Raw genomic sequence first — 25,265 nt, forward strand, 5'->3', positions numbered from 1 at the left:
CACGTGATTTCGACTGTGCTCGTCGCCAACCGGGGCGAGATCGCCTGCCGGATCTTCCGCACCTGCGCCGAGTCGGGCATCCGGACCGTCGCCGTGCACTCGGACGCGGACGAGAACGCCCTCCACGCGCGCGTGGCCGACCTGGCGGTACGGCTGCCGGGCGCGGCGCCCGCGGAGACGTACCTGCGCGGCGACCTGATCGTGAAGGCCGCCCTGTCCGCGGGCGCGGACGCCGTGCACCCCGGCTACGGCTTCCTCTCCGAGAACCCCGGCTTCGCCCGCGCCGTCCTCGACGCCGGCCTGACCTGGATCGGCCCGCCCCCGCAAGCCATCGAGGCGATGGCGTCCAAGACCCGCGCCAAGCAGTTGATGGGCCTCGCGCCCCTCGACGAGGCCGAGGTCACCGAGGCCGACCTGCCGGTCCTGGTGAAGGCGGCCGCGGGCGGCGGAGGGCGCGGGATGCGGATCGTGCGCCGCCTGGACGAGCTGCCCGCCGCACTGGAGGGCGCGCGCGCCGAGGCCGCGAGCGCCTTCGGCGACGGCGAGGTCTTCGTGGAGCCGTACATCGAGCACGGCCGCCACGTCGAAGTGCAGATCCTCGCCGACACCCACGGCACGATCTGGCCGCTCGGCACCCGCGACTGCTCCCTCCAGCGCCGCCACCAGAAGGTCATCGAGGAAGCCCCCGCGCCGGGCCTGCCGGCCGCCCTCACCGAGGAGCTGTACGCGCTGGCCGTACGCGCCGCCCGCTCCGTCTCCTACGTCGGCGCCGGCACCGTCGAGTTCCTGGTCGCCGACGGCCGCGCGCACTTCCTGGAGATGAACACCCGCCTCCAGGTCGAACACCCCGTCACCGAGGCGGTGTTCGGCATCGACCTGGTGGCCGAACAGATCCGCGTCGCGGAAGGCCGCCCGCTGGACCCCGAGCCACCACGCCCGCGTGGCCATGCGATCGAGGCCCGCCTGTACGCCGAGGACCCCGCCCGCGACTGGGCCCCGCAGACCGGCACCCTGCACCGCCTCGCCGTACCGGCCGGCGTCCGCCTGGACACCGGCTACACCGACGGCGACCCCATCGGCGTCCACTACGATCCGATGCTCGCCAAGGTCGTCGCCCACGCCCCCACCCGCGCGGAGGCCATCCGCAGACTCGCCGGAGCCCTCGAGACGGCCGCGATCCACGGCCCGGTCACCAACCGCGACCTGCTGGCTCGCTCCCTGCGGCACGAGGAGTTCACGTCCGCCCGCATGGACACCGGCTTCTACGACCGCCACCTGCCCGAGCTCAGCGCACCGGCCACCGACCCCCACGCGCCCCTCGCCGCCGCCCTCGCTGACGCCCACGGCCGCTCCCGCTTCGGCGGCTGGCGCAACGTGCCCTCGCAACCCCAGGTGAAGCGGTACGCGCTGGCGGGCGAGGAGCACGAGGTCCACTACCGGCACACCCGGCAGGGCCTCACGGCCGACGGCGTCCGGGTCGTGCACGCGGACGCGCGTCTGGTGATCCTCGAAGTGGACGGCGTCCGGCGCCGGTACGACGTCGCACGCTACGGCGACCAGGTCCACGTCAACGCCACCCGACTCACCGCCCTGCCCCGCTTCCCCGCCCCGACCGCCCAGCTCGCGCCGGGCTCCCTGCTCGCGCCGATGCCCGGCACGGTCGTCCGCATCGCCGAGGGCCTCACCGAGGGGAACCCCGTCACGGCCGGACAGCCACTGATCTGGCTGGAGGCGATGAAGATGCAGCACCAGATCTCGGCGCCGGTCACCGGCCGGCTGACGGCCCTGCACGCCACACCTGGGCAGCAGGTGGAGCCGGGAACACTGCTCGCCGTCGTGCAGGAACCCTCTTCCTAGGAGCCCCATGTCTCCCGTCATCGAAACCGAAGAGCACACAGCCCTCCGCTCCGCCGTGGCGGCCCTCGGCAAACGCTACGGCCGCGACTACCTGGTCCAGGCCGTCGCCGAAGGAAAGCCGCCCGCCGAACTCTGGTCCGAGGCGGGCAAACTCGGCTACCTCGGCGTCAACCTCCCCGAGGAGTACGGAGGCGGGGGCGGCGGCATCATGGAACTCTCCATCGTCCTCGAGGAGTTGGGCGCCACCGGCTCCCCCCTCCTCATGCTGATCGTCTCCCCGGCCATCTGCGGCACAGTGATCTCGCGCTTCGGCACCGAGGCCCAGAAACAGCAGTGGCTACCCGGAATCGCCGACGGCACCCGCCTCATGGCCTTCGGCATCACCGAACCCGACGCCGGCTCCAACAGCCACCGCATCACCACCACCGCCCGCAAGGACGGCACCGACTGGCTCCTCACCGGCCGCAAGGTCTTCATCTCCGGTGTCGACATGGCCGACGCCGTCCTGATCGTCGGCCGCACCGAGGACGCCCGCACCGGACGCCTCAAGCCCTGCCTGTTCATCGTCCCGACGGACGCCGAGGGCTTCCACAAGCGTCCGATCGACATGGAACTCAACGCTGCCGAGAAGCAGTTCGAGCTGGTCCTGGACGACGTACGGCTGCCCGCGGACGCGCTCGTCGGTGGGGGCCCCTCCCATGCTTTCGGCAGTGGGGGAGAGGACGCCGGTCTGCTGCAACTGTTCGCCGGCCTCAATCCCGAGCGGATCATGACGGCCGCGTTCGCCATCGGCATGGGCCGCTACGCGCTCTCCAAAGCCATCGAGTACGCCCGCGACCGCACCGTCTGGAAGGCCCCCATCGGCGCCCACCAGGCCATCGCCCACCCCCTCGCGCAGGCGCACATCGACCTGGAGCTGGCCCGGTTGATGATGCAGAAGGCGGCCCATCTCTACGACGCCGGCGACGACATCGGCGCGGGCGAGGCCGCCAACATGGCCAAGTACGCGGCCGGGGAGGCCTGTGTGAGGGCCGTCGACCAGGCCGTGCACACCCTCGGCGGCAACGGGCTCACCCGCGAGTTCGGGCTCGCCTCGTTGATAACGGCCGCGCGCGTGGCTCGTATCGCACCGGTGAGCCGGGAGATGATTCTCAACTACGTCTCCCACCAGACCCTGGGTCTGCCCAAGTCGTACTGAGCGCCCTGCGCGAGGAGGAACCGTGTTCCGCAGCGAGTACGCAGACGTTCCGCCCGTAGAACTCCCCATCCACGAGGCCGTCCTGGGCCGGGCCGCCGAGTTCGGCGCGCAGCCCGCGCTGATCGACGGCACGGACGGCACCACCCTCACGTACGAGCAGGTGGACCGGTTCCACCGGCGCGTCGCCGCCGCGTTCGCCGAGGCGGGCGTCCGCAAGGGCGACGTCCTCGCCCTGCACAGCCCCAACACGATCGCCTTCCCGACCGCCTTCTACGCGGCCACGCGCGCGGGTGCCACCGTCACCACGGTGCACCCGCTCGCCACGCCGGAGGAGTTCGCCAAGCAGCTCGGCGACAGCGCGGCCCGCTGGATCGTCACCGTCTCCCCGCTGCTGGAGTCCGCCCGCCGGGCCGCCGAACTCGCCGGCGGAGTACGGGAGATCTTCGTGTGCGACAGCGCACCCGGACACCGCTCCCTGATCGACCTGCTCGCCACCACCGCCCCCGAACCGCGCGTCGCCATCGACCCGGCCCAGGACATCGCCGCGCTGCCGTACTCCTCCGGCACCACCGGCACCCCCAAGGGCGTGATGCTCACCCACCGGCAGATCGCCACCAACCTCGCCCAGCTGGACCCCGCCGTCCCGGCCGGCCCCGGCGACCGCATCCTCGCCGTCCTGCCGTTCTTCCACATCTACGGCCTGACCGCCCTCATGAACGCCCCTCTGCGCAAGGGCGCCACGGTGGTCGTGCTGCCCCGCTTCGACCTGGAGACGTTCCTCGCCGCGATCGAGACCCACCGCATCACCGGCCTGTACGTCGCCCCACCGATCGTCCTCGCCCTCGCCAAGCACCCGTCCGTCACCCGCTACGACCTCTCCTCGCTGCGGTACGTCATCAGCGCCGCCGCCCCGCTGGACGCACGACTCGCCCTCGCCTGCTCCGAACGCCTCGGCCTGCCCCCGATCGGCCAGGCCTACGGCATGACCGAGCTGTCACCCGGCACCCACGTCGTCCCCCTCGACCACCTGGACCGGGCCCCGGCCGGCACGGTCGGCAGGCTCATCGCCGGCACCGAGATGCGGATCGTCTCCCTGGACGACCCCGACAAGGACCTCGGCACCGGCGAGGCCGGCGAGATCCTGATCCGCGGCCCCCAGGTGATGCGGGGCTACCTCGGCCGCCCCGACGCCACCGCCGCCATGATCGACACCGACGGCTGGCTGCACACCGGGGACATCGGCCGGATCGACGCCGACGGCTGGCTGTACGTCGTCGACCGGGTCAAGGAACTCATCAAGTACAAGGGCTTCCAGGTGGCCCCCGCCGAACTGGAGGCCCTGCTGCTCACCCACCCCGGCATCGCCGACTCCGCCGTCATCGGCGCCTACGACGAGGACGGCAACGAGGTCCCGCACGCCTTCGTCGTCCGCCGTCCCACCGCCGACGACCTGACCGGGAACGAGATCATGCGGTACGTCGCCGAACGCGTCACCCCCTACAAACGCGTCCGCCGGGTCACCTTCATCGACACCGTGCCCCGCGCCGCCTCCGGCAAGATCCTGCGCCGACAGCTCAGGGAGCACACGTGACCGCACTGATCGGACGCACGCGCGCGCGTGCCGTGGAAACCCTCAGCCTCGACTCCACCGGCACCCGCAACGCCCTCTCCGCGGCACTCGTCACCGCACTCGCCGAAGCCCTGACCGACTGCGCGAAGGACCCGGACGTACGAGCCGTCGTCCTCACCCACACCGGCACCACCTTCTGCGCCGGCGCCGACCTGCGCGACCCGCCCCACCCGGACGCCCTGGTCGGCCTGCTGCGGCAGATCGTGGAGCTGCCCCGGCCCGTCGTAGCCCGGATCACCGGACACGTCCGCGCGGGCGGCCTCGGCCTGCTCGCCGCCTGCGACATCGCCGCCGCCTCCACCGAAGCCACCTTCGCCTTCACCGAGGTCCGCATCGGAGTGGCCCCCGCGGTGATCTCCCTCCCGGTGCTCCCGCGCGCCGACCCCCGCGCCCTGGCCCGCTACTACCTCACCGGCGAACGCTTCGGCCCCGCCGAAGCCGTCCGCCTGGGCCTGCTCACGACCACCGCCGACGACGTCGACGAAGCCCTCGCCCCCGTCCTGGACGGCCTGCGCCGCTCCTCCCCCCAGGCCCTGGCCGAGACGAAACAGCTGCTCACGGCTAGGGTGCTGGAGACGTTCGACCGGGACGCGGCGGAGCTGACCGCCCTCTCGGCCCGGCTGTTCTCCTCCGACCACGCCCGGGAGGGGATGACGGCCTTTCTGGAAAGACGGGATGCGGCATGGGTGGTGTGAGTACGGCGGAACGCGACCGCGTACCCAAGCAGGACCGCAGCCGGGCCACCCGGCAGCGGCTCCTGGAGGCCGCCGTGGCCTGCCTCGCCGAGCACGGCTGGGCAGGCTCCACGGTCTCCGTCGTCGCTGAACGCGCCGGCGTCTCGAGGGGCGCCGCCCAGCACCACTTCCCGACCCGCGAGGACCTGTTCACCGCGGCCGTCGAGCACGTCGCCGAGGAACGCTCCACCGCGCTCAGGGCCCTGTTCCCGGAGGGTGCCGCCGACCGCCGCGCCGTCGTCGCCGCCCTCGTCGCCCTCTACACCGGCCCCCTCTTCCGGGCCGCCCTGCACCTGTGGGTCGCCGCCTCCGACGAGGAGCAGCTGCGCGGCCGGGTGACCGAGCTGGAGGCCCGCGTCGGCCGCGAGACCCACCGCATCGCCGTCGACCTGCTCGGCGCCGACGAGTCACGCCCCGGCGTCCGCGAGACCGTCCAGGGCCTCCTGGACATGGCCCGCGGACTCGGCCTCGCCAACCTCCTCACCGACGACACCGTCCGCCGCGAGCGGGTCGTCGCCCAGTGGGCCGCGCTGCTGGACGACGCGCTCGGCTGAGCCGCTGTCAGTGTCACCGGCTACGGTTTCCGTCCATGGGGGATCACTTCCAGACGATCGTCGACCTCGACGCCACGGCCGCGGACGCGCCGCGGCTCGCCGAGCGCGTCCTCGACCGGCTGGTGGCCGAGGGCATCGTGCTGGCCGAGCGCACCGACTGCGTCCTCGGGCAGCCGCTCGGTCATCCGCCCGGCCCGCGCTGGGACAAGGCGGTGAACCCGCTGGACGCGGACGGCAAGCCGTACGACGGCCTGGCCGTGCACACCGGGCGCACCGTCTTCCACGGCGGCCAGGGCGAAGCCGAATGGGCCCGCTGCCCGCGCTGCACGGCCACCACCCGCCTGTGCACCGAGGAGTGGGAGCGCATCGAAGCGGCCTGGACACCCTTCGACCAGGCCATGGACCTCTGGTACACGACGGGCGCCGCCGACGTCGACTGCCCCGCCTGCGCCGCCCGGATCCCCCTGCCGGACTGGACCTGGGCCGCCGACTACTGGGCCTTCGGCTACCTGGGCCTCGAGTTCTGGAACTGGCCCGAGTTCACCGGCGAGTTCCGCGCGCTGGTCGCCGAGGCACTGGGCGGGCACCGCACGACGTACGTCTGGGGCAAGTTCTGACCTCCGCGACCCCCATGGCGGGGCAGTGAACGGGGCCACAGGCGTATCCCGCGTCGCGCAGTACCCTTGGCGCATGCTTGTGATGCTCGTCCGCCGCCGCCACGTGGACTACGTGCGCGTCACGAGCACGGGCTGTCGGCGCTTCTCCGCCTGACCCAGCCCCCTGTCTCTCCCTTTCTTCACCCTTTCCGGCATCCGGGGGCCGCCCCACCCCTCGGCGGTCACCCCTGCCCCGTACACCCTGCGGACGCACCATGACCACGCACAGCGCGACGACCCCGTCGTACGACCAGCTCCCGATCATCGACCTGTCGGCCGCGGACCGCGGCCCCCGGGCCCGCGCCCTGCTCCACACCCGACTGCACCGCGCCGCCCACGACGTCGGCTTCTTCCAGCTCGTCGGACACGGCGTGACCCAGGCCGAGACCGACGCGCTGCTCACCGCCATGCGCGCCTTCTTCGCCCTTCCCGAAGCCGACCGACTCGCCCTCGACAACGTGGGCTCCCCGCACTTCCGCGGCTACACCCGCACCGGCGACGAACGCACCGGCGGCGCCCGCGACTGGCGCGACCAGCTCGACATAGGCGCCGAACGCCCCGCCCGTGTCCCCGGCCCCGGCGAGCCCCCGTACTGGTGGCTGCAGGGCCCCAACCAGTGGCCGGCCGCCCTCCCCGGACTGCGCACGGCGGCGCTGGCCTGGATCGACCGGCTGAGCGCGGTGGCCGACCGCCTCCTCCACGAACTCCTCACCGCCATCGGCGCCCCGGCCGACTTCTACGACCCGGTCTTCGGCGCCCACGCCCACCCGCACCTCAAGCTCGTCCGCTACCCCGGCAGCGCGGGCGACGGCACCGACCAGGGCGTGGGCGCCCACAAGGACTACGGCTTCCTGACCCTGCTGCTGCAGGATTCCGTCGGCGGCCTCCAGGTCCAGCGCGAGGACGGCCTCTTCCACGACGTACCGCCCATCCAGGGCGCCTTCGTGGTCAACCTCGGCGAACTGCTGGAGGTGGCGACCGACGGCTACCTGCTCGCCACCAACCACCGCGTGGTCAGCCCACCCGGAGCGACGGAACGCTTCTCGGTCCCGTTCTTCTACAACCCCCGCCTGGACGCGAGGATCGAGCCGCTGCCGTTCCCGCACGCGTCGGCCGCTCCCGGTGTCACCGACGACCCGTCGAACCCGTTGTTCGCCGAGTACGGCTACAACGAACTCAAGGGCAAGCTCAGGGCACATCCGCTGGTGGCACAGCGGCACCACGGGCAGCTGCTGACATCGGCGTGATCGACTCCCCAGGGGCGCGGGCACCTGCGTGACCAGCCACAGCAGCCGCCCGCGCTCCGCACGCGCCCCTTCAGTGGGCGATGTCCGCGTACCCCGAGATGTCCTCCGGCCGACGCGGCCCCGGCCCCACATACCGCGCGGACGGCCGCACCAGCCGCCCCGTCCGCTTCTGCTCGAGAATGTGCGCCGACCACCCGGCCGTACGGGCACACGTGAACATCGACGTGAACATGTGCGCCGGCACCTCGGCGAAGTCCAGCATGATCGCCGCCCAGAACTCCACGTTGGTCGCCAGCACCCGATCCGGCCGCCGATTGTGCAGCTCCTCCAGCGCCGCCTTCTCCAGCGCCTCCGCGATCTCGTACCTCGGCGCGCCCAGTTCCCGCGCCGTACGCCGCAGCACGCGCGCCCGTGGGTCCTCGGCCCGGTACACCCGGTGCCCGAAGCCCATCAGCCGCTCACCCCGGTCCAGGGCCCGCTTGACGTAGGCCTCCGCGTCCCCCGTGCGCTCGATCTCCTCGATCATCCCGAGCACCCGGGAGGGCGCACCGCCGTGCAGCGGCCCGGACATCGCACCGACCGCACCCGACAGTGCCGCGGCGACGTCCGCACCGGTGGAGGCGATGACCCGCGCGGTGAAGGTCGACGCGTTCATCCCGTGCTCGGCGGCGGACGTCCAGTACGCGTCCACGGCGGCGACATGCTTCGGGTCCGGCTCACCGCGCCAGCGGATCATGAACCGCTCCACGACCGACTGCGCCTTGTCGATCTCCCGCTGCGGCACCATCGGCAGCCCCTGCCCGCGCGCGGACTGGGCGACGTAGGACAGCGCCATGACGGCGGCCCGGGCGAGGTCCGCGCGAGCCTGCTCGGCGTCGATGTCGAGCAGCGGTTTCAGGCCCCACACCGGGGCGAGCATGGCCAGCGCCGACTGCACGTCCACGCGGATGTCACCGGAGTGCACCGGGATCGGGAACGGCTCGGCGGGCGGCAGACCGGGGTTGAAGGCGCCGTCGACCAGCAGACCCCACACGTTCCCGAAGGAGACGTGCCCGACCAGGTCCTCGATGTCGACGCCCCGGTAGCGTAGGGCACCGCCCTCCTTGTCGGGTTCGGCGATCTCCGTCTCGAACGCGACGACTCCTTCGAGCCCGGGTACGAAATCGGACATCAGGCGGCTCCTCATGATGATGTCGGCGGCGGTCACCCCGGTGATGCCCCGATCGTCCGGTGGTCACCCAATCCGCAAGGGGAACCAGCACGATAACCCCCGGTGCCACGGTTGGGGAGACCACGCGACACTGAGTGCCAGGGGTGTTCGATACGGCAGGATGACCGCGTGACCGACCGCGAACCCCTCCTTGACCCCGTCCTCGACCCCGCCGCCATGCGCAAGCAGTACCGGGCCGAGGGTCTCACCGAACGGGACCTCGCCACGCACCCGATGGACCAGTTCGCCCGCTGGTTCGAGGACGCCGCCCGCGCGGCCCTCCACGGCACGGTCTACGAACCCAACGCGATGGTCGTCTCGACCGTGGACGCCGCGGGCCGCCCCAGCTCGCGCACGGTCCTGATGAAGCACTTCGACACCGACGGCTTCGTCTTCTACACCAACTACGACTCCCGCAAGGCCCGCGACCTGGCGGAGAACCCGCGCGTCTCGCTGCTCTTCCCCTGGCACCCGCTCGCCCGCCAGGTCATCGTCACCGGCACCGCCCGCCGCACCGGCCGCGACGAGACCGCCGCCTACTTCCGCACCCGCCCGCACGGCTCCCAACTGGGCGCCTGGGCCAGCGCCCAGTCCACGGTGATCGCCTCCCGCACCGAACTGGACGCCGCCTACGCCGACCTCGAAGCCCGCTACCCCGAGGGCGAGCAGGTTCCGGTCCCGCCGCACTGGGGCGGCTTCCGCATCGCCCCCGAGACGATCGAGTTCTGGCAGGGCCGCCACAACCGCCTCCACGACCGCCTGCGCTACGTCGCCCAGCAGGACGGCACCTGGGAGGTGGAGCGACTCTGCCCGTGACACCGACCGGGGCCGGGAGGACGGACCGGTTCAGGCCGCGCCACCCTGCTCCGGCCCACCTCCGGCACCGTCCGCGTCGACGGCCTCGACACCGTCCGCGACGCCCGCGCCGTACGCCGCCGCATCAACCTCATCGCCGGCGGCGAACGCATGGTCTACACCCGCATGACCGGCCGCGAGAACCTCTGGTACTTCGCCCAGCTCTACGACGTACCCAGGCGCCGGGTGACACCCCGCATCGACGACCTGCTCGCCCTCGTCGGCCTCACCGACGCCGCCGACACCATGGTCGAGCGCTACTCCCGCGGCATGACCCAGCGCCTCGCCATCGCCCGCGGCCTCATCAACGACCCCGCCTACCTGCTCCTCGACGAACCCACCCTCGGCCTGGACGCCCCCATCGCCCGTGACCTGCGCCGTGTCGTCGCCCGCCTGGCCGCGGAAGGCACCGGAGTCCTGCTCACCTCCCACTACCTGGCAGAGGTCGAGGAACTCTGCTCCCACGTCTACGTCATCGCCGACGGCCGCCACGTCGCCGCAGGCAGCCCGGCCGACCTCAAGACCGCCACCGGCAGCCACGCCACGGTCCGCGTCACCGTCCCCAACCCGTCCCCGGCCGTGGCCGACGTGGCGGCCCGCTTCGGCGCCACCCGCACCCCCACCGACGACGGCGGCGAGATCCTGACCCTCCGCCACCCCGACGACATCGCGGGCCCCCTCGCCGCGGCCGTCCTCGGGGCCGGCGGCTCCATCACCGCACTCGACATCACCGAGGCGAGCCTGGAAGACGCCATCCTGACGTTGACGGACCGCACGACGCACACCGCGGCGGTACCGGCATGAGCACCCTGCGCCCCGCCCTGCGCATCTTCCCCGCCGAAGCCCTGAAGCAGCACCGCCGCCTGTTCGGCCGGCCCCTCGTGGTCTTCTCCATGCTGATCTGGCCGATCCTGCAACTGGCGACGACGTACTTCACCCTCCGCCCGGTGGCCACCGCGTCCGCGGCCGCGGCCCACTGGCCCCTGTCGGCGGACCCCCACCGGCTCCTGGCGTTCCTCGCCACCGGCACCCTCGCCTACGCCTTCTTCTTCTCCCTGGTCCAGTCGGCCCGGCACCTGTCCTTCGAACGCACCACAGGCACCCTGGAACTGCTCTTCCTGTCCCCGGCCGGCCGCCTCACCCTGATGCTCGCCAACGGCGCCGGCGCCCTCGTCCAGAACGCCTGGCTGCTGACCTGCTTCACCGCGGCGGCCCTGCTCGGCTTCGGCACGCTGTCCGTGGCGGCCTGGTGGATGTACGCAGTCGTGATCCTCGCCCTCCTCGTCCCGGCGGTCGCCTGGGGTGCCTTCCTCAACAGCCTCCTGGTCTTCTCCCGCGACTCGGCGTTCCTCTACACGCTCCTCGACGAACCCCTCTGGTTCGTCAGCGCGGTCCGCCTCCCCGCGTTCGCCCTGCCGACGGCCGTACGTGTCCTCGGTACGGCCTTCCCCCTGACCGGCAGCCTGGTAGCGGTCCGCGGCGCCCTCCTGGACGCCGAGCCACTGTCCGAACTGGCGCCCACCCTGACCTGGCTGACCGCCCTGAGCGCCCTGCTCCTGGCAGCAGCGGCAGTGATCCTGCGCCTCGGAGAGGCCCGCTCGCAGCGCACGGGCAGGCTGACGCTGATCTGAGGGCGGCGAACGAATCCGAGGTGAAACGCAGACGACCCGCGAGCTCGGGTCCTCCACCTCTCGGCGGAGAAGCCGGCCGGACGTACCGGCGAGCTCGCGGGTCGGGTGACTGCGTTGGATTAGGCCGGCCGCGTGTGACTCGCCCACGCTGGTCCGGCACCGCACAGGCTGTGGTGACGGGCCGCTAGCCCGCAGCCACCTCGCGCGTCCGGGTTTCACTCATTTACCCGATCACCTCCTTTCTCACGTGCCGCCAGCCTAAGAAGCCGCCGGGGAGGACTCAACTGTTTTTTTCGGGAACGCCGAGACGGCCGACCGACGAACCTCGGTAATGCCGAACAGGCAGGCGCCCTGGATGGTAGGGGTGCTCGTGTGACTGATCTCCGGATGGTGGTCGTCGAAGGCGACGACATGCTCGAACAGTGGCGCCACGTGCACAACGTCGTCGTGCCGCCTGCGGCGATGTCGTGGGGGGAGGCCCGGGAGCGGCAGGGGCGGTATCGGCTGGCGAATGCGTATCTCGGGGACGTGCTCGTCGGATGCTCCACGGTGCGGCCGCCGGTGGGGGAGGAGGGTGTGGCCACCGTCATCGCGCGCGTGCTGCCCGAGTTCCGGGGGCAGGGGATCGGAACGGCGTTGTACGAGAACGGGCTGGCGCACGCGCGCGTGCTGGGTGCCGAGGTGATCGAGACGTGTGTGCTGGCGGCGAACGAGGACGGGCTGCGGTTCGCCGTGCGGTGTGGGTTCGCGGAGGTCGAGCGGTACGTGCTGGACGGGGAGCGGGACGAGTGGGTGGACCTGCGGCTGCGGCCGGCGGACGGTGGGCATTGATTCCGGCGAACTTGCGGGAACATGATGTGTGCTGCGTCACGTTCCAGTTGAATGAAGACCAGTGAGCGAACCGAGCGCCTACGTGCGCGGACGCAGCCTCCAGGGGGTCCAGGTGAGTGCTTCCCGGCGGAGTGGGACCACGGACGAGCTGGGGCCGGACGAGCCCGGTGAGTCCGGGGGCTCCGACCTGCTCGCCGCGCTGCTGGACGGCATGGACGCGGCTCTGTGCGCGTTCGATGCCGACGGGGTGGTGACCCATTGGAACCGGGAGGCCGAGCGGATCCTCGGGTGGACCGCCGCCGAGGCCGTCGGGCGGCACGGATTCGCCGGGTGGGCGGTGCGCAGCGCCGACGCCGAGGAGGTGCAGGCCCGGCTGATGTCCGCGATGACCGCGCCGGGGCGGCAGGTGCACGAGTTCGCGCTGGTGACGAAGGACGGCGGGCGGGTGCTCGTACGGACGCAGTCCGCCGCCGTACGCGGGCCCGACGGGAAACCGGCGGGTGTGTACTGCGCGTTCAGTGAGGTGCACGCGCAGATCGACCTGGAGCGGTCGATCGCGCTGAGCGAGGCGTTGTTCGAGGACGCGGCGTGGGGTGTCGTGCTCGTCGACGCGGATCTGCGGCCCGCCGTGGTGAACGCGCATGCCGCCCGTGCGCTGGGCATCAGGCGTACGTCCGTGCTGGGGCGGCCGCTCGGTGAGTTGCTCGCGCAGGGCGTGGAGGAGTTGGAGGCCGCGCTCACGCATGTGCTGGCCGAGGGTGCGCCGCCCGCGCCCGCCGAGATGTGGGTGACGGTGCGCACGCCGGAGGGTGAGAAGCGGCGGTGCTGGCGGAGCGGGTTCCTGCGGCTGGCCTCGCCGCTCGCGGAGGAACCGGTGCCGCTCGGGGTCGGCTGGCTCTTCCATGACGTCACCGAGGCCAAGCAGGCGGAGCAGGAGGCGGCCCTGCTGCGGTTCCGCACGAACCAGTTGCATCGCGCTGCCCGTGCCGCCGGGGAGTGCGAGGACCCGGCGGAGGCGGCCACCGTCCACCTGGACTTCGCCCTCGCCGGCTTCGCCGACCACGCGCTCGTCGACCGGGTGGCGGGCGCCGCGGGCGCCTCGGGTACGGAAGGCGAGCAGGCGCCGGGTCCGGTACGGCTGGTACGGCTCGCCGCCACGCCCGCCGGAGCGCCGGGGCCGAGTCTGCTCACGGGTGCGGCCGGGTTGCCCGTGCGGTACGAGGAGGGGCATCCGGCGCTGCAGTGCGTCGAGCGGGCCGGGACGGTGCGGGCGGACGCCGGGTCGGTCGCGACGGAGCGGGCGCGGGAGTGGGCGTTGGAGCGGCAGTGGCCGGCGGACGCGGTGCACGCGCTGTGCGCGGTACTGCGCAGCCGGGGGCGGACGCTGGGGGTCGTGACGTTTCTGCGGGCAGCGGGGCGGAGCCGGTTCGAGCGGGCGGACTCGATGTACGCGGAGGATGTGGCGGCCCGCATCGCGACGGCGCTGGACCTGGCGGGGGCCCTGGAGCGGGAGTAGGACCGGGCGTGGGTGGTCCGGGGCAGGGGCGAGCCACGTCAGCCCGCCACGGAGGAACCCGCCGGAACCCGGCCCACTCCGCGGCCGACCCCGCCACCCCCCCACCCCGCACCAGGCCTGCCGGAGCCGTAACGGCTCTGACGGCCGGCCCCCGCCCCACGGGGTGCGACGGCCCGAGGTCGCGTTCTCGGCGGGTCGGACGGCGCGTTACCGGCGGTAGAAGATCCGGTCGCCGTACTCCCGCATCACCCGGTCGTTCCACTCGTGGCCGCCGTCGACGTTGCCGGAGCGCAGGAGCGGGGGCTCGACGCCGCGGTCGGCCAGGGTCGCCGCGGTGGTGGCCATGACGGCCTGCATCAGGGCTGTGGTGACGACGGTGGAGGCGGGGGCGAAGGGTGCCGGGATGGTGTCGAGGGTCAGTTCCGCGTCGCCGACCGCGATCTTCGAGTCCAGGACGATGTCGCAGTGGTCCTTCAGGAAGGTGCCCGAGGCGTGCCGGGACTTGGTCTGCGAGGTGTAGGCGACCGAGGTCACGCCGATGACCTTCACGCCGAGGGCACGGGCGTTCAGGGCCATCTCCACGGGCAGGGCGTTGCGGCCGGAGAGGGAGATGATCACGAGGGCGTCGCCGGCGCGGACAGGTGAGGTGTCGAGGACGGCGCTGGCGAGGCCGTCGACGCGTTCGAGGGCGGAGCCGAGGGTGGCGGGGGTGACGTCGACGCCGACGACGCCGGGAACGGCCAGCAGGTTCATCAGGGCGAGACCGCCCGCGCGGTAGACGACGTCCTGGGCGGCCAGGGAGGAGTGCCCGGCGCCGAAGGCGAACAGGCGGCCGCCGGCGGTGACGGTGTCGGCGAGCAGGGTGCCGGCCGCGGCGATGGCCTCGGCCTCCTCCTCGCGGACCCGTTGCAGCAGGCCGATGGCGGCGTCGAAGAACAGGTCGGCAGGCGTGCCGTCGCTCATGCGGTGCCCCTTCACAGCGTCTGTGTCGTGGATCACCGTGAGGTCTGGACCAGTGCGGTGTCAATACGGCCGGGGTTCCCGGGCGCCGGTGTCGACCGGGTGAGCAGCGGGTGAGCACCCCGAAGGGCGCGGGGACCTGCCCGATCAGCCACGATGGACCCGCGGCCGGGAACGCCCGCACCCACCGGGACGACCGCCCCGCACTCACCGGGACGACCGCCGCTCCCGCGCCGCAGGCCCCCGTTTTCCCGGTACCGCCCGCTTGTCAGTGGGATCCGGCAGAATTGGTGCCAGGGCCAGCGCACGCGGCCGGGCTTCCGGCAGAGGTAATCGAGGGGCACGTATGTCCGGACTGATCGACACCACGGAGATGTATCTCCGCACCATCCTCGAGCTCGAAGAGGAAGGCGTCGTCCCCATGCGCGCCCGCATCGCGGAGCGGCTCGACCAGAGCGGGCCGACGGTGAGCCAGACGGTGGCGCGGATGGAGCGCGACGGCCTGGTCTCGGTGGCCAGTGACCGCCATCTGGAGCTGACCGACGAGGGCCGCCGGCTGGCCACGCGCGTGATGCGCAAGCACCGCCTCGCCGAGTGTCTCCTCGTCGACGTGATCGGCCTGGAGTGGGAGCAGGTGCACGCGGAGGCGTGTCGCTGGGAGCATGTGATGAGCGAGGCCGTCGAGCGGCGCGTGCTGGAGCTGCTGCGGCACCCGACCGAGTCGCCGTACGGCAACCCGATCCCGGGCCTGGAGGAGCTGGGCGAGAAGGACGGGGCCGATCCGTTCCTGGACGAGGGCATGGTCTCGCTGGCCGACCTGGATCCGGGTGCGGACGGGAAGACGGTCGTCGTCCGCCGTATCGGCGAGCCGATCCAGACCGACGCGCAGCTGATGTACACGCTGCGGCGGGCGGGTGTGCAGCCCGGTTCCGTGGTGAGCGTGACGGAGTCGGCCGGTGGGGTGCTGGTGGGCAGCGGCGGTGAGGCGGCCGAGCTGGAGGCGGACGTCGCCTCGCACGTGTTCGTCGCCAAGCGCTGACAGGCGAGGGCCCCGGCGCCGTGTGGCGCCGGGGCCTGTCCTCCCCTGTGCTGACCCGGAGCCCCGAGCTCTCAGGGTCATCCCCCTCGGACCGTTTTCCCCGAGCGGTCCGCCTCCCGCCAGAAAGATCCCCTCGGTGGCGGCGATCATTCCTCGAGGGGTGTCACTCGAATGAGGGGTGTTGCCCGCAGAGACAGTATTTTCGAATACCTATTCGATAGTCTGCGGCGGCAGTGCGACGGCAGAACACCGGTACGAGTCAGGCGGAGCTGGGGGGTGCCAGGCCCATGGCACGGCGTATCGACGTGACAGGAGCGGGCGGCGTGCGACTGGCCGCCTGGGAATTCGCCGACCCACCGAAGAGGGACCCGGACCACACGGACCCGGGGTCCGCCACCCCCGGTGTGCTGTTACTCCACGGCCTGATGGGCCGTGCCTCCCACTGGGCCGCCATCGCCCGCCGCCTCGCCGGACGCCACCGTGCCGTCGCCCTGGACCAGCGCGGTCACGGCCAGAGCGACAAGCCTCCACGGGCCGCCTACACGCGCGAGGCCTACGTCGAGGACGCCGAGGCCGCCATCGAGCAGCTCGGCCTCGCCCCCGCCGTCCTCATCGGCCACGCCATGGGCGCGCTGACCGCCTGGCAGCTCGCCGCCAAACGCCCCGACCTGGTGCGCGGTCTGGTCATCTGTGACATGCGGGCCTCCGCGCTCGGCGCCGCCTCGCAGCGCGAGTGGGCCGACTGGTTCCGGTCCTGGCCCGTCCCCTTCGCCACGCTCGCCGACGTCCGCAAGTGGTTCGGCGAGGACGACCCCTGGGTGGAGCGGCCCAACCCCTCCCGCGGCGCGTTCTACGCCGAGGTGATGCACGAGTGCGCCGACGGCTGGCGCCCGGTGTTCGACCCGGAGCAGATGCTCGCCTCCCGCGAGACGTGGGTGTACGACGCGCACTGGGAGGAACTGGCCCAGGTCCGCTGCCCCGCGCTGGTCGTGCGGGGCCTGGACGGCGAACTGGGCCGCGCCGAGGCGCAGGAGATGGTGCGGGTGCTGCCCCGGGGCGAGTACGCCGAGATGGCCGACGCCGGTCATCTCGCGCACTACGACCTGCCGGAGGCCTGGCGGGGAGTGGTCGAACCGTTTCTCGATGCGGTGCTCGGGGAGTGAGCGCGGTCTCGTCCGCCGGATGCGGTGTGCCGGCGGACGGCGGACGGCGGCCGGAGAGCGGCTTGTCGCGTCGTTCCCCGTGCAACTGGGGGAACCCGCGGCGAGAACGTGCCCCTATCCCTTGCTCACCGCGGTCAGGATCTCCGGTAGGCGGGACGCCGTTCGCGGGGCCGCCAGCCGGAGGCCCAGCACGGTGAGCGCCGCCCCGTACCCCGCGCCCACCGGCAGCAGCAGCCAGGTCCAGGTGTCGCCGCTCGGGCTGACGTGGAGCCCGATGGTGAGGGCGATGACGGGGGCGCACAGCAGGGCTGCCGCGACCATGCCGCCGAAGATGGAGATCCAGGCGAGGCCCGCCTGCCCGGGGACGACGTTCTTGTGGCCCTCCTGAGGGATGGAGTACGGGAAGCGGGCCGAGGTCCACGCGCCGGTCGCCAGCATCGCCCCGAGCAGCGCGAAGGACAGGCCCAGTACCTCCGGCAGCCGCGCCCAGGTGCCCAGCAGCGCTGTCGTCAGCACCGTCACGAGGACGGCGTAGGGGAGGGTGACCAGCAGCAGGGCCAGGGCCCGGCCGCGCAGTTCGGCGTAGGCGTCGCGTGCCGAGGAGATGGTCGTGGCCACCATCCAGAACGCGGAGGTGTCCTGCCCGAACTGGTTGTACATCTGGATGCCGAGCATCCCGGCGGCGAAGCACGCGAAGTAGATCGACCCGGTGCCCTGCACGGCGTTGAACACCGGCACGATCAGCCCGATGGCCAGCGAGGTCACCCACGCGGCCTTGGTCTTGGGATCGCGCCAGATGTAGCGCAGGCTGCGTTCCATGACCGTGCCCGTGCGCCCGCCCGGCAGCAGCCGCGCGGCGGAGGAGGCGCGGTTCCGCGTCCCGGCATCGGCAGCCCGCAGCGTGGACCCGTCGGGCGCGGTCATCAGCCGGGTCAGGCTCCGTGCCCAGGCCACCACCAGCAGCCCCAGGGCGGCCGTCGCGACGGCGAGTCGGGCGGCCGCGGTGCCGTACGAGCCCTCGCTCGCCGCCCGTACGGCTCCCACCGCCGACGCCGGCGGCACCCAGGACAACACGTCCGCGACGGGCCGCAAGGGCCCCAGCCCGGACGAACCCAGCCGCTGCGCGGCGAAGTTGACCAGTTGGGCGCCGATCGCGATCACCAGCCCGCTCAGCACGGCCAGATCGCGGCCCTTCCTGCTGGTCAGCAGCCGTACGTTGGCGGCGGCGACGGCCCGCGCCAACCCCACGCAGACCAGCAGGGCCAGGGCGACGGCGACGACCGCGACGACGTACCCCGCCGGGCCGTGCGCCAGTGACAGCGCACAGCCCGCGAGGACCAGCAGCGTGAACAGGGGGCCGATGCCGACCAGGGAGGCCGCGAGCAGGGCCCGGACCAGCGGCCGGGGGTGCAGCGGCAGCAGCACCAGCCGGGTCGGGTCCAGGGTCTCGTCGCCGGTCGGGAAGAACAACGGCAGTACCGCCCAGCCCAGCGCCAGTACGGCCGTGCCGATCACGGCCACCACGTCGGCGTTCGCCTGCCCGCGCAGCAGGAGCAGCCCCAGCAGTTGCGACAGCGCGAACAGGATCGCGAGGACGGCCGAGGCGGCGAACGCGGCCCGCCGGCCGCCCGACTGCCGCAGCCCGTTCCTCAGCAGCGACAGCTTCAGCCGTACGAGGGTGGAGGCCGGGCTCGTCATCGGGCCGCCCCGCCGCCCAGCCAGTCCAGATCGGAGCCGGTGTCCCGGCCGTTCGCGCCGACCAGCTCCAGGAACGCCCCGTGCAGGGTGGGGTGCGCCCCGCGCACCTCGGCCGGCGTCCCCGTCGCGCGGATGCGGCCCGCCGCCATCACCGCGACCCAGTCGCACAGCGACTCGACCAGCTCCATGACGTGGGAGGAGAAGACGACGGTGGCGCCGGAGGCCGTGTACCGCTCCAGCACGCCCCGGATGGTCTGTGCGGACACCGGATCGACACCCTCGAACGGTTCGTCCAGGAAGAGCACTTCGGGATTGTGGAGGAGGGCCGCGGCGAGTCCGATCTTCTTGCGCATGCCGGTCGAGTAGTCGACGACGAGCTTGTGCCGGGCACCGGCCAGGTCGAGCACGTCCAGCAGCTGTGCGGCCCGTTTGTCGACCTCGGCCCCCGGCAGCCCGCGCAGCCGCCCCGCGTAGGCGAGCAGCTCCCGCCCGGAGAGCCGCTCGAACAGCCGCAGCCCCTCGGGCAGCACCCCGATCCGTGCCTTGACGGCCACCGGATCCCGCCACACGTCGTGCCCGACGACCTCCACGGTCCCCTCATCGGGCCGCAGCAGCCCGGTGACCATGGAGAGGGTGGTGGTCTTCCCGGCCCCATTGGGTCCGACCAGCCCGATGAACTTCCCGGCCGGCAGCTCCAGATCGATTCCCCCGACAGCCACGTGCTGCCCGAACCGCTTCCAGAGCCCCCGCACCCGTACGGCAGCTTCGGTCATGCATGAACAGTACGGTGAGGGCGGGTCCCTCGGGGCGCGGGAGACCGCGCACGTCAGCGATCCCGACCGCAGGCGTAGGCCAGCGGCGAGATCAACTCCTCGGCATCCGGCAACCAGCGGTTCGCCGGCGTCGGCCGACAAGCCCACTGCACGGCGCCACGGGAGCCGAACCGGGTCGGGGGAGCCGCCACGTACGCCCCCTCGCCCAAGGCCACCAGATCCAGCGACGACAGCGACCAACCCAACGTGCGCAGCAGCTCGGGCACCTTCACCGACGCCCCCGGCAACACGAAGAAGTGCATGCGCCGGTCAGGGGTGAGGGTCACCGGCCCGAGGGTCAGCTCCCTCCGCTCCATACGGGCCAGCGCCAGAAAGCCGGCGCTCTCCGGGACGGACAACGCGTCGAAGGTCCGCCCCGTCGGCAGCAGGATCGACGCCGTCGGCTGCTTGTGCCACATCCGGCGGGCGACGGTCGCACTGCCGGTCGCCTGGGTCGCCCAGTCGGGGCGCGCGGGGTGCGCACCCGGCGCAGGGCAGGTGGCGTCACCGCACGAGCAGCGCTGCGTCCCGTCGACGGCTTCCAGCCAGGTGCCCGGGAACACGTCCCAGTGCCGTTCCTCGGCATAGCGTACGGCGGTCTCCAGCAGCGACTCCCCGCGCTGCTGCGGGATCTGACCGGCAATCTGAGTGTTCGGGGCGCCCGCGATCGTCTCTTCCACGATCCACTCAACTCCCGGGCTCACCTGGAGTTACGGCCGTAGCGCGCGCGGGGGAGGAGCATCGATTCGGCAGTCGGGGCGCATGGGTGCACGGGCGGGGGCGCGCGGGAGGAAGCAGGGCGTGGGTGGGGTAACCAGGGGTGGGGTGGCATCAGCCTGTACCCCGGCAAACCGCACATGTCACGCATTGACGGTATGTCAGCTGGGCAGTGATCTTCCCGAACGGATCATGCCGGCCGGATCCTTCCGGCCGGAACGTCCCGACCGGATCTTCCCGGCCGGAACTTCACGCTCCAGGGGTTCGCAGGGGGTAGCACATGGCCGCAAGGCCTCTCGTGGCGAGGCAGCCGAACGAACGGCTGCAGGCACTCATCCAGGAAGCGGGGTGCTCGAACGCCGGGTTGGCCCGGCGGGTCAACATGTGCGGCGCCGAGCACGGTCTCGACCTGCGCTACGACAAGACGTCCGTGGCCCGCTGGCTGCGCGGCCAGCAGCCACGGGGCCGGGCACCGGCGATCATCGCCGAGGCGCTCGGGCGCAAGCTCGGCCGCACGGTCACGATCGACGAGATCGGCATGGCCAACGGCAAGAACCTCGCCTCGGGGGTCGGTCTCCAGTTCTCGCCGACGGTACTGGGGGCCATCGAGCAGGTCTGCGAGCTGTGGCGCAGCGACGTGGGGCGCCGGGACTTCCTGTCCGGCTCCTCCGTCGCCGCCTCGGCGCTGGTCGAGCCCAGCCGCGACTGGCTGATCTCGGCGCCGGACGCCCAGGTGGCACGGCAGGCGGGCCCCCGTGTGGGCCACTCCGACGTGGCGGCCGTACGGTCCATGACCCAGGCGCTGACGGACCTCGACCACCAGTACGGCAGCGGGCATGTGCGCCCGGTCGTCGTGCACTACCTCAACAGCGTCGTCTCCGGACTGCTCGCGGGCTCCTACCGGGAGGTGGTCGGCCGTGAACTCTTCGCCGCCGTCGCCCGGTTGACCGAGCTGGCCGGGTACATGGCCGTCGACACCGGCCAACCCGCCCTGGCCCAGCGGTACTACATCCAGTCGCTGCGGCTGGCGCAGGCCGCCGGGGACCGCGGCTACGGCGGTTACGTCCTCGCCGCGTCCATGAGCCACCTCGCCGCGCAGCTCGGCAACCCGCGCGAGATCGCCCAGTTGGCGCGGGCGGCGCAGGAGGGGGCGCGCGGGCATGTGACCCCCCGTGTCGAGGCGATGTTCCACGTGGCCGAGGCGCGCGGGCACGCCCTGCTCGGCGACGCGCGCGCGGCGCAGGCGGCCGGCGGCCGGGCGGTCGCGGCGATGGAAGGGGCGGACGCGTCCTCCGGTGACGACCCGGTGTGGATCGCGCACTTCGACGAGGCCTATCTCGCGGACGAGTTGGCGCACTGCCACCGGGATCTCGGGCAGGCGGAGGCGGCGGCCCGGTACGCCGAGCAGTCGCTGGCCGGGCATCCCGAGTCCCGCGCCCGCCGGCGTGCCATCGGTTATGTGCTGCTCGCCACGGCCCAGGTGCAGCAGCGCGAGATCGAACTGGCCTGCAGCACCGGTCTGAAGGCGGTGGAGCTGCTGGGGACGCTCCGTTCCAACCGGGGCGCCGAGTACCTGGAGGACCTCCAGCAGCGGCTCGAGCCGTTCCGGGACGAGGCGGTGGTACGGGAGTTCGGCGCGCGCGTCGACCTTCCGCAGGCCGCCTGAACAGCCGGCCGCCCGAACACTCGCCCCGCGATTGCGTGAACGTGAGGGGAACGGCATCCGGGTGTGCGCGGGCTGCCAGGAAACAGCGCGTCGCGGGGCAGTTTTGTTACTGCTGTCACAGGGAAGAAGATCGCGCCCTGAGCTGCGTGGCACCCGGCTCGGGGGACCCGGTAGCGTGAGCCGACGATTCACAAGGTCCCCCATTAGTAGGAGTCCCGGTGACGCAGAGTGGACAGGGCGAGGAGCCCTCGGCGCGGCCCGCGCGCGAAGGCATCGTGCTGCCCTCCGACGGAGGCGAGCCCCTGCTGCCGGGCATGACCGGAGCGCCCGACTCCGCCGCCCCCGCCGGCGGGCAGGCCTGGGGCGGTTCGTGGGGCCCCGACCAGCAGACCCCCCAGCCGGGCCAGGGCTGGCCCCCGGCGGCGGCCCCGCAGTGGGGTGCCCCGGGCAGCCAGGACCAGCAGCCGGCGCCCGCCGCCGGCCCCGGCCCGCTGCCCCCGGAGGGCGCTCCGGCACCGTCGTACGGCGGCCAGACGCCCGCCTACGGCCCCGGCGGCCAGGAACCGCAGTACGGCGGCCAGGCGCCCGCCTACGGCTCCGGCGGTCAGGACCCGCAGTACGGCGGCATGCAGCCCCCGTACGGCGCGCCCGACCCGTACCAGCAGCAGCACCAGCAGCAGTACCCGGCCCCGGCCGCGCCGCTGCCGCCCGCCGTGCCGGACGGGCAACCGGGCGCGAGCGCCCCACTGCCCCCGACGGCCGACGGAGCCACCCAGTACATCCCGCCGGTGCCCGCCGCCGCGGACGAGGGCGCGACCCAGTACATACCGCCCGTCCAGGCGGCCGCGGACGGTGCCACCCAGTACATCCCGCCGGTGGCGCCCGGCGCCCTGCCGCAGCAATCCGCCGGTGAGCAGCCGCGGTACCTCGGCCACGCGCCCCAGCAGGCGGCGCCCGCGCACCCCGACGCGGAGGCCACGCAGTACATCCCGCCCTACGCCGCCCAGGCCCAGGGCGGCGACCGGCAGCCGCCGGCCGAGTTCGACAACCTCTTCCGCAGCGGTCCCGCGGGCGGCGACGGCCCGGCCGGGGCCACCCAGCAGCTCCCGCGCGTCGAGCAGCCGGACGCCTACGCGGACCGGCCGCAGTCGGCGTACGGCCGGCCGCAGTCGTCGTACAGCCCGGCGCAGACCTCCTACGGTCCGGGGCAGGACGACGACGGGCGGCGCGGGGGCGGCCGGTCGCGGGTGCCGCTGATCGCGGCCGTCGGGGTCGGCATCGTCGTCCTCGGCGTGGGGGCCGGCGCGCTGCTCAGCAGTGGGGGCGGCAAGGACCGGACGGACGACGGCAAGACGGTCGCCGCCGCGTCGTCGGCCACCCAGAACTCCGCCTCGCCGACCGCCGACCCCGCACGGCAGCAGGCGGTCGCGCTGGACAAGCTGCTCGCCGACAGCGGCAGCAGCCGTGCCTCGGTGATCCAGGCGGTGGCCGACGTCAGGCGGTGCGACAACCTCGACCAGGCCGCCTCCAGCCTGCGCGACGCGGCCAAGCAGCGCAGCCAGCTGGTCACCCGGCTCGGCAAGCTGTCCGTGGACAAGCTGCCGGCCAACGCCGACCTGACCGCCGCCCTGACCAAGGCCTGGCAGGCGTCCGCCGCGGCCGACAATCACTACGCGGCCTGGGCCGGCCAGGTCAAGGGCCACAAGGGCTGCAAGAAGGGCCACGCCCGCACCACCGGCGAGAGGCAGGCCGGCGACCGGGAGAGCGGCACCGCCAGCGCGCAGAAGGCGAAGGCGGCGTCGCTGTGGAACGCGATCGCGTCGAAGTACGGCCTGACCCAGCGCCAGCCCACCCAGCTGTGACGGGCTGACGGCCGGGTGACCCGGGGGGACGTGGACGTGCGGCTCACCGCACGTCCGCGGTCTCCAGCGTCCGGGTCATGTCGGTGATCCCGTTGCTGCCGCCGATGCCCTTGCCGGCCGCGACCAGCTTGCCGTCCCGCACCACCTGGAGGGTCACGTTCGCGTTGACCAGCCGCGGGAAGCCGACCGCGGCGAGCTTGCTCTCGTAGGGCCAGTGCAGGGTCGGGGTGAGGCCGCCGGTGGAGACCCGCAGGCCGTCGTCGAGGGTGCGGCGCACGGTGTCGGCGCTCACCTCGCCCGCGCCGATCTTCTCCAGCACGGCCCGGAGCACGGTGTAGGCGATCCAGGTGGTCTGCACCCCGGCGTCCGCGGGGTCGATCCGGTTGTCGCCGAAGGCCTCCTCGTTGATCACCTTCTTCATCGCGTTCCAGCGCGCGTCGGAGGCCGGCGGGTACCAGCCGGTGATGTACGCCCCCTCGTACGGCCCGGACGCCCCGCCGGTCGCGTTGATCACCGTCTGGTCGACGCTGCCGAGCACGGTCGCCGTGCGCACCTCGGGGTAGTTCTCCCGGGCCCGCCGGAAGGAGTCCATGAAGGTGTCGGTGCGGTCCCCGAGCGAGGGCACCACGCAGCCCTTCCGGGTCACGTCCGCGGTCGCCCGGCGCAGCGCCTGCTCGGCCTGGCTGCCGTACTCGGTGGCGTCCTCGGCGGCCAGCTGGTCGCCGGCGTCCGGGTGCCCGCCCGCCTTGAGCCCCGAGTCGAGCATGACGGGCAGCTCGTCCCCCGCGATGCTGTCGGGGCGCACCAGGACGACGTCGCCGCAGGTGTCCGCGAGGGCCCTGCCCAGGCCGGCCAGGAGGGCGGGCTGGCCGCCGTTGACCGGGTACGACATCGAGCCGGTGAACTCGTCGTTGGTGACGCCGTAGCCGCCGATGTACGGGATGCCCGCGCCTTCCAGCGGGGCGAGGTAGGAGTCGGCGAACTGGCTGTAGGAGCCGACGACCGCGACCACGCCCTCGGCCTCCGCGCGCCGGGCGCACTTCGCAGCTCCCACGCTGTCGTTGTGGTCGTTGCAGGTCAGGACCTCGAGCCGGTGGCCGTTGATGCCGCCGTGGGAGTCGATCCACTTCGCGTAGGCGCGGGCCATGGCGGGCATGCCCGGCTTGTTGGTGGCGTCGGTGTCCTGCGGTGCCCAGGTCATCACCTTGATCGGGTCATCCCCGGAGCCCCCGGCGGCACCGGGGATGACCCCGCATCCAGCGGTGAACGACGCACACAGGGCCAGGGCACCCGCGGCCAGGACGGTGCCCCTGACGGGCCGGGAGAGTGCGGGAGGGAAGGTGTTGCGGAAGCGTCGCCTGCCGGTCATGCACACGCACGATTCCCTCACACCGCCAACCCGAGAGTGACTCTGGGTCAACGAAAGGTG

The 25,265-nt window shown here is 72.8% G+C and carries 21 protein-coding genes and 1 pseudogene; 16 read left to right on the plus strand and 6 right to left on the minus strand.

The genetic code is table 11. The features are described from left to right. The first annotated feature begins 3 nt into the window (after positions 1-3). The 7 genes from ACGFRF_RS11885 (at position 4) to ACGFRF_RS11915 (ending at position 7,876) form a co-directional block, all read left to right on the plus strand. Entirely contained in the window at positions 4-1,857 is a 1,854-nt protein-coding gene (locus ACGFRF_RS11885) for an acetyl/propionyl/methylcrotonyl-CoA carboxylase subunit alpha (RefSeq protein ID WP_393738725.1), read from the plus strand. Positions 1,858-1,864: 7 nt separating this feature from the next. Continuing rightward, entirely contained in the window at positions 1,865-3,055 is a 1,191-nt protein-coding gene (locus tag ACGFRF_RS11890; RefSeq protein ID WP_393738727.1) for an acyl-CoA dehydrogenase family protein, read from the plus strand. Between the two features lie 22 nt (positions 3,056-3,077). After that, positions 3,078-4,646, plus strand: a complete 1,569-nt coding sequence (locus ACGFRF_RS11895; RefSeq protein ID WP_393738729.1) for a 4-coumarate--CoA ligase family protein — start codon at positions 3,078-3,080, stop codon at positions 4,644-4,646. Further along, positions 4,643-5,380, plus strand: a complete 738-nt coding sequence (locus ACGFRF_RS11900) for an enoyl-CoA hydratase family protein (RefSeq protein ID WP_393738731.1) — start codon at positions 4,643-4,645, stop codon at positions 5,378-5,380. The genes ACGFRF_RS11895 and ACGFRF_RS11900 overlap by 4 nt, the downstream gene beginning before the upstream one ends. Next, on the plus strand, positions 5,368-5,973 hold the full coding sequence (locus ACGFRF_RS11905) for a TetR/AcrR family transcriptional regulator (RefSeq protein WP_393738733.1): 606 nt from the start codon (positions 5,368-5,370) through the stop codon (positions 5,971-5,973). Before ACGFRF_RS11900 ends, ACGFRF_RS11905 begins: the two co-directional genes overlap by 13 nt. 35 nt (positions 5,974-6,008) lie before the next feature. Then, positions 6,009-6,590 carry a hypothetical protein gene (locus ACGFRF_RS11910; RefSeq protein ID WP_393738735.1) on the plus strand — a complete coding sequence of 194 codons (582 nt, stop codon included), beginning with the start codon at positions 6,009-6,011 and terminating at the stop codon, positions 6,588-6,590. A 254-nt stretch (positions 6,591-6,844) separates the two neighbouring features. Next, positions 6,845-7,876: an isopenicillin N synthase family dioxygenase gene (locus ACGFRF_RS11915; RefSeq protein ID WP_393738736.1), complete on the plus strand. Its 1,032-nt coding sequence runs from the start codon at positions 6,845-6,847 to the stop codon at positions 7,874-7,876. A gap of 70 nt (positions 7,877-7,946) precedes the next feature. On the opposite strand, the gene ACGFRF_RS11920 is transcribed toward ACGFRF_RS11915, so the two are convergent. Beyond that, entirely contained in the window at positions 7,947-9,047 is a 1,101-nt protein-coding gene (locus ACGFRF_RS11920; protein ID WP_393738738.1) for a citrate synthase 2, read from the minus strand. Positions 9,048-9,215: 168 nt separating this feature from the next. Here ACGFRF_RS11920 and pdxH point away from each other — a divergent pair, with 168 nt between their 5' ends. From pdxH to ACGFRF_RS11945, 5 genes and pseudogenes are all read left to right on the plus strand, one after another. Continuing rightward, entirely contained in the window at positions 9,216-9,902 is a 687-nt protein-coding gene (gene pdxH / locus ACGFRF_RS11925) for a pyridoxamine 5'-phosphate oxidase (protein WP_393738740.1), read from the plus strand. Between the two features lie 30 nt (positions 9,903-9,932). Beyond that, positions 9,933-10,745 (plus strand): annotated as a pseudogene (locus ACGFRF_RS11930) (ABC transporter ATP-binding protein); the annotation flags it as partial. After that, complete coding sequence (locus ACGFRF_RS11935; protein WP_393738742.1) at positions 10,742-11,572, plus strand: ABC transporter permease; 831 nt, start codon at positions 10,742-10,744, stop codon at positions 11,570-11,572. The pseudogene ACGFRF_RS11930 and the gene ACGFRF_RS11935, both read left to right, overlap by 4 nt. Before the next feature lie 411 nt (positions 11,573-11,983). Further along, positions 11,984-12,403: a GNAT family N-acetyltransferase gene (locus tag ACGFRF_RS11940; RefSeq protein ID WP_393739343.1), complete on the plus strand. Its 420-nt coding sequence runs from the start codon at positions 11,984-11,986 to the stop codon at positions 12,401-12,403. A 112-nt stretch (positions 12,404-12,515) separates the two neighbouring features. After that, entirely contained in the window at positions 12,516-13,919 is a 1,404-nt protein-coding gene (locus tag ACGFRF_RS11945; protein WP_393739345.1) for a PAS domain S-box protein, read from the plus strand. A gap of 207 nt (positions 13,920-14,126) precedes the next feature. Here ACGFRF_RS11945 and ACGFRF_RS11950 read toward each other — a convergent pair whose 3' ends face one another. Beyond that, positions 14,127-14,882 carry an SIS domain-containing protein gene (locus tag ACGFRF_RS11950; RefSeq protein ID WP_393738744.1) on the minus strand — a complete coding sequence of 252 codons (756 nt, stop codon included), beginning with the start codon at positions 14,880-14,882 and terminating at the stop codon, positions 14,127-14,129. Positions 14,883-15,225: 343 nt separating this feature from the next. On the opposite strand from ACGFRF_RS11950, the gene ACGFRF_RS11955 reads away from it, so the two are divergent. Both ACGFRF_RS11955 and ACGFRF_RS11960 read left to right on the plus strand, forming a co-directional pair. After that, a complete protein-coding gene (locus ACGFRF_RS11955; protein ID WP_123976148.1) occupies positions 15,226-15,918 on the plus strand; it encodes a metal-dependent transcriptional regulator in 693 nt (230 codons plus the stop codon). Between the two features lie 287 nt (positions 15,919-16,205). Beyond that, on the plus strand, positions 16,206-17,081 hold the full coding sequence (locus tag ACGFRF_RS11960; RefSeq protein WP_393738746.1) for an alpha/beta fold hydrolase: 876 nt from the start codon (positions 16,206-16,208) through the stop codon (positions 17,079-17,081). A gap of 114 nt (positions 17,082-17,195) precedes the next feature. Here ACGFRF_RS11960 and ACGFRF_RS11965 read toward each other — a convergent pair whose 3' ends face one another. The 3 genes from ACGFRF_RS11965 to ACGFRF_RS11975 are packed head-to-tail and all read right to left on the minus strand — an operon-like array spanning position 17,196 to position 20,271. Continuing rightward, complete coding sequence (locus tag ACGFRF_RS11965; RefSeq protein WP_393738748.1) at positions 17,196-18,779, minus strand: transporter; 1,584 nt, start codon at positions 18,777-18,779, stop codon at positions 17,196-17,198. Then, positions 18,776-19,552 (minus strand): ABC transporter ATP-binding protein, encoded by a 777-nt coding sequence (locus ACGFRF_RS11970; RefSeq protein ID WP_393738750.1) that lies wholly within the window; start codon positions 19,550-19,552, stop codon positions 18,776-18,778. Before ACGFRF_RS11970 ends, ACGFRF_RS11965 begins: the two co-directional genes overlap by 4 nt. Before the next feature lie 53 nt (positions 19,553-19,605). After that, positions 19,606-20,271 (minus strand): bifunctional DNA primase/polymerase, encoded by a 666-nt coding sequence (locus ACGFRF_RS11975; RefSeq protein ID WP_393738752.1) that lies wholly within the window; start codon positions 20,269-20,271, stop codon positions 19,606-19,608. Between the two features lie 317 nt (positions 20,272-20,588). On the opposite strand from ACGFRF_RS11975, the gene ACGFRF_RS11980 reads away from it, so the two are divergent. Together ACGFRF_RS11980 and ACGFRF_RS11985 are read left to right on the plus strand one after the other, a co-directional pair. Further along, positions 20,589-21,974 (plus strand): transcriptional regulator, encoded by a 1,386-nt coding sequence (locus ACGFRF_RS11980; RefSeq protein WP_393738754.1) that lies wholly within the window; start codon positions 20,589-20,591, stop codon positions 21,972-21,974. A 218-nt stretch (positions 21,975-22,192) separates the two neighbouring features. Continuing rightward, complete coding sequence (locus ACGFRF_RS11985; RefSeq protein ID WP_393738756.1) at positions 22,193-23,836, plus strand: hypothetical protein; 1,644 nt, start codon at positions 22,193-22,195, stop codon at positions 23,834-23,836. A 43-nt stretch (positions 23,837-23,879) separates the two neighbouring features. Here the strand turns inward: ACGFRF_RS11985 and ACGFRF_RS11990 are convergent, their stop codons facing one another. Then, positions 23,880-25,205, minus strand: coding sequence for an ABC transporter substrate-binding protein (locus ACGFRF_RS11990; protein ID WP_393738758.1), 1,326 nt, complete (start codon positions 25,203-25,205; stop codon positions 23,880-23,882). Positions 25,206-25,265 lie beyond the last annotated feature (60 nt).

Origin of the sequence: Streptomyces sp. NPDC048521 (assembly GCF_043199855.1) — a bacterium.
GTDB lineage: Bacteria > Actinomycetota > Actinomycetes > Streptomycetales > Streptomycetaceae > Streptomyces.

Bases quoted from the DNA above. Each gene is read 5' to 3' on its own strand.
- ACGFRF_RS11890 (WP_393738727.1), top strand. From the start codon at position 1,865: ATGTCTCCCGTCATCGAAACCGAAGAGCACACAGCCCTCCGCTCCGCC.
- ACGFRF_RS11905 (WP_393738733.1), top strand. From the start codon at position 5,368: ATGGGTGGTGTGAGTACGGCGGAACGCGACCGCGTACCCAAGCAGGAC.
- ACGFRF_RS11910 (WP_393738735.1), top strand. From the start codon at position 6,009: ATGGGGGATCACTTCCAGACGATCGTCGACCTCGACGCCACGGCCGCG.
- ACGFRF_RS11915 (WP_393738736.1), top strand. From the start codon at position 6,845: ATGACCACGCACAGCGCGACGACCCCGTCGTACGACCAGCTCCCGATC.
- ACGFRF_RS11920 (WP_393738738.1), bottom strand. From the start codon at position 9,047: ATGTCCGATTTCGTACCCGGGCTCGAAGGAGTCGTCGCGTTCGAGACG.
- ACGFRF_RS11935 (WP_393738742.1), top strand. From the start codon at position 10,742: ATGAGCACCCTGCGCCCCGCCCTGCGCATCTTCCCCGCCGAAGCCCTG.
- ACGFRF_RS11940 (WP_393739343.1), top strand. From the start codon at position 11,984: ATGCTCGAACAGTGGCGCCACGTGCACAACGTCGTCGTGCCGCCTGCG.
- ACGFRF_RS11950 (WP_393738744.1), bottom strand. From the start codon at position 14,882: ATGAGCGACGGCACGCCTGCCGACCTGTTCTTCGACGCCGCCATCGGC.
- ACGFRF_RS11955 (WP_123976148.1), top strand. From the start codon at position 15,226: ATGTCCGGACTGATCGACACCACGGAGATGTATCTCCGCACCATCCTC.
- ACGFRF_RS11960 (WP_393738746.1), top strand. From the start codon at position 16,206: ATGGCACGGCGTATCGACGTGACAGGAGCGGGCGGCGTGCGACTGGCC.
- ACGFRF_RS11965 (WP_393738748.1), bottom strand. From the start codon at position 18,779: ATGACGAGCCCGGCCTCCACCCTCGTACGGCTGAAGCTGTCGCTGCTG.
- ACGFRF_RS11970 (WP_393738750.1), bottom strand. From the start codon at position 19,552: ATGACCGAAGCTGCCGTACGGGTGCGGGGGCTCTGGAAGCGGTTCGGG.
- ACGFRF_RS11980 (WP_393738754.1), top strand. From the start codon at position 20,589: ATGGCCGCAAGGCCTCTCGTGGCGAGGCAGCCGAACGAACGGCTGCAG.
- ACGFRF_RS11990 (WP_393738758.1), bottom strand. From the start codon at position 25,205: ATGACCGGCAGGCGACGCTTCCGCAACACCTTCCCTCCCGCACTCTCC.